Genomic DNA, 8,407 nt, shown 5'->3' with positions numbered 1-8,407 from the left:
ATCGGGGCGAAGGGGGATCGGTGCTGCCATGGGGATCGCTCCGGCTGTTTGCCAGAGTGACTCACAATCCGCGGGTCTTGGGAATCCCCTATCGTGAGTCGGGGTCAGCGCTCATTGGTATTACTACGTCTGCCTTTGGCCATACCAGCAGGGCATCAATCTTGATATTTATACAAGCTTTGAGATCGAGTCCGGCGGACTGGCAAACCTTGGGCAAGATCTGGCCCGATCAGTCCTGGGGGATAGCAGTCAACACATACAGAAATCGATCAATGAATTCTCTCGAAATATCGAGAACACAGGGGCCAATATCGAGAAAGCTTGAGAGCTTAAATCCTGAAAATTACTAACTCCTTTATTTCGGGAATTTAATCGGCGTTGCGCAAATAAGCTGAGCCTCGTTTCTCATGAGGCTCAGCTCGATATTTTCATACTACCACCCGACCGGCGCGATCGCGATTGCCGGCATCAGGCTGATCAGCAGGATCACCAGCAGCATCAGCATGGCGAAGGGCAAGGCGCCGGCGAAGACGTCGCCCAGCGTGATGCGTGGGTCATCGAGCGTGGAGCGGATGACGAAGACCGAGAGGCCCAGAGGCGGGGTCAGGAGCCCCACCTCGACCGCGATCACGGTCACCACGCCGAACCAGACCAGGTTCATGCCGAAGCCGTCGACCACCGGCAGGGCCAGCGGCACCAGGATCAGCAGGATGGAGCTGGAATCGAGGATGGTGCCGAGCAGGACGGCGATGGCGACATAGACCATCAGGAAGCCCACCGGGCCGAGGCCGGCATCGGCGAAGAGCGCGCCCATCGCCTCGGGTACGCCGGTCAGCGCCAGCATGCGGCTGTAGAGCGAGGCCGCGATGATCAGCAGCGAGATCGAGGCCGTGACATGGCCGGTCTCCACCAGCACCTTCCAGAACCCCCGGGCATCCAGCCGCTTGCGGGCGACCGCGACCAGCAGCGCGCCGGCAGCGCCCACGGCACCCGCTTCGGTGGGGGTGAACAGCCCGCCATAGATGCCGCCCAGCACCAGGGCGATCAACCCGACCAGGGGCGCACCTTCGGCGAAGACATTGCCCGGGCGGTCGCGGCGGGCGGCGGCGGCCTGGGCCGCCGCCAGCGGCTGCACCCGGTCGGGGCGGAAGCGGGCGAGCAGCACGATATAGATACCGAAGACCAGCGCCATCAGCAGCCCCGGGCCGATGCCGGCCAGGAACATGTCGCCCACCGACTGTTCGGCGACGACGGCATAGAGGATCAGCAGCAGGCTGGGCGGGATAAGCATGCCGAGCACCGAGGAGCCTGCGACCACGCCCACCGCAAAGCGCGGCAGATAGCCGAGGCGCATCATCTCGGGCACCGCCACCTTGGTGAAGACCGCGGCCGAGGCGATCGAGATGCCGGTGACGGCGGCGAAGGCGGCATTGGCGCCGACGGTCGCCACCCCCATGCCGCCGCGCAGCCGCCCGACCACCCGATCGGCCAGACGGAAGGCATCGCGCCCCAGATCCGAGACGCCGACCAGATAGCCCATCAGCACGAAAAGCGGCACCACGCCGAAGACATAGCTGTCGATCGAATCCAGAGCCGCCTGGGCGATGGCGGCGGCGGCGACCGACCAGCGGCCACGCACTTCCCAGATCGCCAGCAGCGACACCAGGCCGAGGGCGACCGAGACATGCATGCCCGCCCAGATCAGCAGCAGCAGCGCCAGGATCGACAGCAGGCCGATTTCGAGACCGGTCATGACCGCCCCCCTGCGGCACGGCGTGCGGCCGCGGCCGCGAGGATCAGGTAGAGGCCGATCACCAGCACGGAACCGGCGATCATCAGCGCCCGGATCGGCCAGACCGGCAGGGTGAAGTCCCCCGCAGCGCCGACATAGTCGCCGGCTTCGATCGCCCGCAGCAGCCGGGGCCAGAGCGCCCAGGCGAGGATGGCGAAGAAGGCGGCGCCCGCCAGATGATGAACGACATCCAGCGCCGCCGCCGCTCGCGGCCGGGCCGCCGCCAGCCGGTCGAGCAGCGCATCGGACCGGGTGAAGCGCCCCGAGGCGAGCGCGTGGCCCGCCTGGAGAAAGACGATGCCGACGATGGAGAGCCCGACGAATTCGGGCACGCCCCTGAGCGGTGCGGCAAAGGCCGCACGGCCCAGGACGTCGGCATTGACCAGCACCATCATCACCAGGATCCAGGCGGTGCCGACGGCGCTGGCAAGGGCCGCGACCCGGCCGAGCGGCCCGGTGCGCGGCGCCGCGGCGGGCGTCTCCACCCGCCCCGGCCCGCTCATGCCGGGTCCTGCCATCACTCGCGGTCCCAGTTGCGCGGCAGCTGAACGCCGGCCGCACGCAGACCATCCAGATAGCCCTGGACCACCGCCTTTGCCGGAACGCCCTTGCCCTCAAGTTCGTCGGCCCATTCCTTCGAGACGTTGGGCAGGGCATCCGCCCAGCGCTTGCGCTCGGCCGGCGAGAGTTCGGTGATGGTGGCACCACCATCCTGCATGGTCTTGAACGAGGCGTTCACCCGCGCGACCTGGGCCTTGGCGAAGGTGTCGGCATAGATCGCCGCCTCGGCGGTCATGGCATCCTTCACCGGCTGGGGCAGATCGGCCCAGACATCGGCATTGATGCTGATCGCACCGGCGAACTGGGCGCCGATATTGACCTTGGTGATATAGGGCGCCACCTCGTGCAGCTTGGCAGCCGCAGCGGCGGTCGCGAAGGTCAGCGTGCCCTCGTACACCCCGGTCTTGATGTCGTTGTAATAGGTCTGCAGATTGCCGGCGACGGCGACCGCGCCGGTGCCCTTCAGCCAGTTCGCCGCCGGGCCGGGGGCGGCGATCTTGCGGCCCTTCAGATCGTCGATCGACTTGACCGGGAAGTTGGTGAACAGGTGATAGCTGTCGAGCGAGGCACCGGCGAGCGGAATCTGGCCGTAGCGGCTCCATTCCTGGTCCATCTCGGGCACGCGCTTCGACACGGCCGTAACGGTCTGGGTCACCAGGAACAGGTTGTCGGTGGTGAACGGCACCATATAGGTGACGTTGTGCAGGGGCATCTTGGCAGCTTCGAACAGCGTGCCGACGAAGCCCATATCCGAGATGCCCTCTTCGATCGCCTCAAGCTCGCTGCCGATCTTGGCGACCGTGCCGCCATAGGCCTCGGTCCACTCGATGCGATACTGATCGCCGCCATCCTTCAGGCGCTTGTTGACGCCGGGGATGAAGGTCTCGCTCAGGGTCTTGACCCAGAGGAAGGCCGGCGGGTGGCCGGCCGTCACCGTGATCGGGATGGTTTCGGCGGCGGTGGCCGGTGCCACCGGCAGCACCAGGGCGCCAAGCCCCATGGCAGCCAGCGCTGCCGTCAGGCCACGGCGAAGGCCGCGGGCCGGAGCGGTCATGGTCATCTGTCGTTTCCTCCCAGGAGGAGCCCGTCATTGCAGAAACCGCCGTCTCCGGTGGGCTCGGTCGCCACGGCATCCTGAAGGCCGCGATCGGTGCCGGCGCCGGCGGGTGGTGGAACAGGATCAGCTGCCCGATGCCTCCATGCGCACAAGTTCGGCATCGAGCAGGTCGGCGGTGATGGCGATGTGTTCTTCCAGCACCCCGACCGCCCGATCGGGATCGCGGGCGAGCACCGCATCCCTCAACAGGTCGTGTTCGGCCGACACCTCTTCCGCCCGGAAGGGGCCGGCAAGCATCAGCCGCCGATAGCGTTCGGCCTTGTCGTAAAGCAACGCCCGGAAGCCCTTGAGCGCATTGAGCGGACAGGCGGAGACGAGGGCCGCATGGAAGGCGCGGTGCCGCTCTTCCCAGGCAGCCCAGCCGGCATCGTCGCCCGCCCCCAGATGGCGCTCGGTCGCCCGGCGCAGCAGATGGTGGCTGGTGACGATCTCCGCCTCCCAGTCGTCGCCGCCGCAGGCGATGGCGAGCCGCAGTGCCGCACCCTCGATGATCTGCCGCGAGCGGGTGATGTCGACGAGATCCGCCCGGCTGACCGGCGCCACCCGAAAGCCGCGCTGACCCGAGAACGAGACCAGCCCGTCGGCCGCCAGCCGCGACAGCGCCTCGCGCAGCGGGCTCAACCCCACGCCATAGCGGGCACGCATGCTGCCCAGATGCAGCTTGGTGTCGGGCTTCAGGGCGCCTGCCACGATGTCCTGACGGATGCGTTCCAGCGCCTCCAGCGACAGGGTCGCGGCACGCGCACCGTCGGGCAGCAGGGCATCCTCCGGCAGGTCGGGCAGGGTATCGGCCATCGGCGGCCTCCGGCTGAGTGGCGAGGGGTGTTCGGGGCAGGTCTTCAGGGGGCGTGTTCTGAGCGGATGTTTTGCTGCGACACGATATTGCGCCGCAAAATCGATCTGAGACCATCATACATCGTTCTGACTCGAAATTTCGATTTTTTTATGCAGGATCGATGAAGCGCCGCGCTATGATGCCGGCAACCGGAGGTTCGCCGCATAAGCGGACCCCACGATCCCTGAGGAGGATGACGTCCATGGCCCGCCGCTTCGTCGATCTGTCGATCATGCTGGAGAACGGGGTCCGCTCGGATCCGCCCGGCTTCGAGCCCAAGATCACTTATATGAACCACGAGCAGACGCCGGCGCAGATCACCGCCTTCTTTCCCGGGCTGAAGCCCGAGGATCTGCCCGACGGCGAGGGCTGGGCGGTGGAGCAGGTGAACCTGATCACCCATAACGGCACGCATCTGGATGCGCCCTATCACTTCGCCTCGACGATGAACAAGGGCGAGCGGGCGATCACCATCGACGAGGTGCCGCTGGACTGGTGCTTCCGCCCGGGCGTGAAGCTGGATTTCCGCCATCTGCCCGACGGCCATGTCGTCACCGCCGCCGAGGTCGAGGCCGAACTGGCCCGCATCGGCCACACGCTTCAGCCCTTCGACATCGTGATGGTCAACACCCGCGCCGGCAGCCGCTACGGCCAGGACGACTATGTCGATGCCGGTTGCGGCATGGGCCGCGAGGCGACGCTCTACCTGCTGGAGCGCGGCGTGCGGGTCACCGGCACCGATGCCTGGAGCTGGGACGCCCCCTTCACCCATACCCGCGAGAAATATCTGGAAACCGGTGATGCCGGGCTGATCTGGGAAGGCCATCGCGCCGGCCGCGACATCGGCTACTGCCATCTGGAGAAGCTGCACAACCTGGAATCCGTGCCGGCCACCGGCTTCACCGTCGCCTGCTTCCCGGTGAAGATCCGCGGCGCCTCGGCAGGCTGGACCCGGGCGGTGGCGATCTTCGAGGACTGATCCCGCCCGATCGCCCCCTTCCCTGCCTCTCCCCCTCCCCCTTCACGGATCCTGCCGATGAAACTGCTCACCTTCGTGCCCGGCGCCGGCGCCTTTGAAACCGCACCGGGCGAGACCCGCCGCATCGGCGCGCTGATGGCCGATGGCGGTCGCGTGATCGACCTCACCACCGCAGCCACCGCCCGCATGGGCGCCGATGCCGGCTTCGCCGCCTCGATGCTCGCCCTGATCGATGCCGGCGCCGACGGGCTCGGCCGCGCGGCCGAGCTGCTCGCCGAAGCCGAACGCGGCGGCGCGGCGGCGGACGCGGTGGTCGCGCTCGACGCGATCTCGTTCCGCAGCCCCCTGCCCCGGCCGCGCCAGATGCGCGACTGCCTGGTCTTTGAAACCCATCTGATCCAGGCCATGGAAGGCGGCCGTCGCCTGCTGGCCGGGCTGAAGGGCACCACGCCCGAGGCGCTGGGCCTGCCGCCCGTCACCGTGCCGCAGGTCTGGTACGAACAGCCGATCTATTACAAGGCGAACCGGTTCAGCGTCATCGGCCATGAACAGCCGGTGCGCTGGCCAAGCCATTCGAAGCTGATGGATTACGAACTCGAACTGGGGATCGTGCTCGCCAAAGGCGGCCGCGACATCCCGGCAGAGACCGCGCATGACCACATCTTCGGCTATACGATCTTCAACGACATGACCGCCCGCGACACCCAGTTCACCGAAATGCAGGGCAGTCTGGGGCCGGCGAAGGGCAAGGATTTCGACACCGGCAACATCATCGGTCCCTGGATCGTGACCGCCGACGAGATGACCGATCCCTACGCCCTCGGCATGCGGGTGCGCGTCAATGGCGAGCTGCGGGGCGAGGGCTCCAGCGCCTCCATGCAGCACCGGTTCGACCGGATTCTCGCCCATATTTCGCGGGATGAGACCCTGCATGCCGGTGAATTCATCGGCTCGGGCACGGTCGGCAATGGCTGCGGCATCGAAACCGGCCAACTCCTTGATCCGGGTGACGTCGTCGAACTGGAAATCGACGGCATCGGGCGGCTCCGGAACCGCATCACACCACCTCGGGTTTGATGCGCGGCGTCCGCGTTCACGCAGGAAGCGCCAACCTCCCCCCGGGGCGCAAATCGTGGAACGCGGACGCCTTGACCGCCTTGCGGAATTCCGATAAGACTTGCGACATAAAATATAATTACAAAAAGAACACAGGGACCCGATCCTCGCTGCGACCGGACGCTGTCTCCCGAAACACCCGGTCAACGCGCGCTCATCTAGGGGAGGAGTGAGCCGTCCGTGAACACACGGGGTCGTGCACGCGCACGCAGGCCGAAGGTCTGCGCGATGGCGTTGCCGTGCCGCATGTGGGCGTGGACGCTTACAGATGCATGGCTCAGGACATCATCATCGAGACGAAGGGACTGACCAAGGAGTTCAAGGGCTTCACGGCGGTCAGCAATGTCGACCTTCAGGTGCGGCGCGGAACCATCCACGCCCTGATCGGTCCGAACGGGGCAGGTAAGACCACCTGCTTCAACCTGATCACCAAGTTCCTGATCCCCACCTCGGGTCAGATTCTCTATGACGGCCAGGATATCACCAGCGAGCAGCCGGCCGCGATCGCGCGCCGGGGCATGGTGCGGTCGTTCCAGATTTCCGCCGTCTTCCCGCATCTGACGGTGCGCGAGAATGTGCGGATCGCCCTGCAGCACAAACTCGGCAACTCCTTCCATTTCTGGCGCTCCGACCGGGTGCTGACCGGCCTGCACGATCGTGCGGACGAGCTGCTGTCGGATGTCGGCCTGGAAGGCTATGGCGAGGCCATCACCGCCGAGCTGCCCTACGGCCGCAAGCGTGCGCTCGAAATCGCGACCACGCTGGCGCTGGAGCCCAAGGTTCTGCTGCTGGACGAGCCGATGGCGGGCATGGCGCACGAAGACGTCGGCCGCATCGCCGAGCTGATCAAGCGCGTGGCCAAGGGCCGGACGGTGCTGATGGTCGAGCACAACCTCAAGGTCGTGGCGAACCTGTCGGACACGATCACCGTGCTTCAGCGCGGTGCGATCCTGGCCCAGGGCACCTATGCCGAGGTGTCCGAGAACCCCGAAGTCGTCCAGGCCTATATGGGAACCGGTCATGGCTGAGCCCGCCCGCAAGATGGCCGCCACGTCGGCCGCCCCCCTTCTCACCGTCCGCGATCTCAACGCCTGGTACGGCGAGAGCCACGTGCTGCACGGCATCAATGTCGACGTCAATCCGGGCGAGGTGGTCACCCTGCTCGGCCGCAACGGCGCCGGCAAGACCACGACGCTCAAATGCATCATGGGCATCGTGCGCAGCCGCAAGGGCAGCATCACCTTCGAGGGCCGCGAGACCATCGGCATGTCCTCGAACCAGATCGCCCGCGCCGGCATCGCTTTCTGCCCGGAAGAGCGCGCGATCTTCTCCAGCCTCGACGTGATCGAGAACCTGATGCTGCCGCCGGTGATCAAACAGGGCGGCATGTCGGTGGAGGAGGTCTTCGGCCTGTTCCCGCGCCTGAAAGAGCGCGGCAGCAGCCAGGGCACCAAGCTTTCGGGTGGTGAGCAGCAGATGCTCGCCATCGCCCGCATCCTGCGCACCGGCGCCAATCTGCTGCTGCTCGACGAGCCGACCGAAGGTCTGGCGCCGGTCATCGTGCAGCAGATCGGCGAGATCATCCGCGCCCTGAAGGCGAAAGGCTTCACCATCGTTCTGGTGGAGCAGAACTTTCATTTCGCCTCGACGGTTGCGGATCGGCATTATGTGGTCGAGGAAGGTCATGTGGTCGACATGCTGACCGCTGACGACATCGCGACCAGCCAGGACAAGCTCAAGCAGTATCTCGGCGTCTGACCGGCGCCGGGGCCGGGCCTGTCCCGGCACGACTCTCGGCGTCACGCTTGTGACGTCGGGCCAGAGAAGGTCGCGGCGGCGCGCCTCCGGAACGTGACGGACCCATCCAGAAGGTCTGCCGGTCCGATCGAGGCCCTGTCTCCCGCCAAGAGTCCGCACGCGGCGTTCGCGCCCGCGCCCGGCCGGTTCCAGGACCGATGCCGGCCGGGCCGGACCGGTTGCACGTGACCCGACCTCAACTGTCCCGCG

At 66.5% G+C, this 8,407-nt stretch carries 8 protein-coding genes; 4 read left to right on the top strand and 4 right to left on the bottom strand.

The features are described 5' to 3' along the window. Positions 1-433: 433 nt before the first annotated feature. From WI697_RS18040 to WI697_RS18025, 4 genes are all read right to left on the bottom strand, one after another. Positions 434-1,753 carry a TRAP transporter large permease gene (locus WI697_RS18040; protein WP_345959410.1) on the bottom strand — a complete coding sequence of 440 codons (1,320 nt, stop codon included), beginning with the start codon at positions 1,751-1,753 and terminating at the stop codon, positions 434-436. After that, positions 1,750-2,310, bottom strand: coding sequence for a TRAP transporter small permease subunit (locus WI697_RS18035; RefSeq protein WP_082828806.1), 561 nt, complete (start codon positions 2,308-2,310; stop codon positions 1,750-1,752). Before WI697_RS18035 ends, WI697_RS18040 begins: the two co-directional genes overlap by 4 nt. Continuing rightward, the gene (locus WI697_RS18030) at positions 2,310-3,413 is read right to left on the bottom strand and encodes a C4-dicarboxylate TRAP transporter substrate-binding protein (protein ID WP_345959409.1); all 1,104 of its coding nucleotides are present in this window, start codon (positions 3,411-3,413) and stop codon (positions 2,310-2,312) included. The genes WI697_RS18035 and WI697_RS18030 overlap by 1 nt, the downstream gene beginning before the upstream one ends. Positions 3,414-3,533: 120 nt before the next feature. Then, positions 3,534-4,265: an FCD domain-containing protein gene (locus WI697_RS18025; protein ID WP_062768495.1), complete on the bottom strand. Its 732-nt coding sequence runs from the start codon at positions 4,263-4,265 to the stop codon at positions 3,534-3,536. Between the two features lie 242 nt (positions 4,266-4,507). Here WI697_RS18025 and WI697_RS18020 point away from each other — a divergent pair, with 242 nt between their 5' ends. The 4 genes from WI697_RS18020 to WI697_RS18005 all read left to right on the top strand — a co-directional run bounded on the left by WI697_RS18020 (position 4,508) and on the right by WI697_RS18005 (position 8,158). Further along, complete coding sequence (locus WI697_RS18020; RefSeq protein ID WP_062768493.1) at positions 4,508-5,284, top strand: cyclase family protein; 777 nt, start codon at positions 4,508-4,510, stop codon at positions 5,282-5,284. Positions 5,285-5,341: 57 nt separating this feature from the next. Beyond that, the gene (locus WI697_RS18015) at positions 5,342-6,361 is read left to right on the top strand and encodes a fumarylacetoacetate hydrolase family protein (protein ID WP_345959408.1); all 1,020 of its coding nucleotides are present in this window, start codon (positions 5,342-5,344) and stop codon (positions 6,359-6,361) included. 311 nt (positions 6,362-6,672) lie between these two features. Continuing rightward, positions 6,673-7,428 (top strand): ABC transporter ATP-binding protein, encoded by a 756-nt coding sequence (locus WI697_RS18010; protein ID WP_345959407.1) that lies wholly within the window; start codon positions 6,673-6,675, stop codon positions 7,426-7,428. Beyond that, entirely contained in the window at positions 7,421-8,158 is a 738-nt protein-coding gene (locus tag WI697_RS18005) for an ABC transporter ATP-binding protein (protein ID WP_041604912.1), read from the top strand. Before WI697_RS18010 ends, WI697_RS18005 begins: the two co-directional genes overlap by 8 nt. The last annotated feature ends 249 nt before the right edge of the window (positions 8,159-8,407 follow it).

Source organism: Tistrella mobilis, from assembly GCF_039634785.1.
GTDB lineage: Bacteria > Pseudomonadota > Alphaproteobacteria > Tistrellales > Tistrellaceae > Tistrella > Tistrella mobilis.
This window is presented reverse-complemented; position numbering and strand designations above follow the sequence as displayed.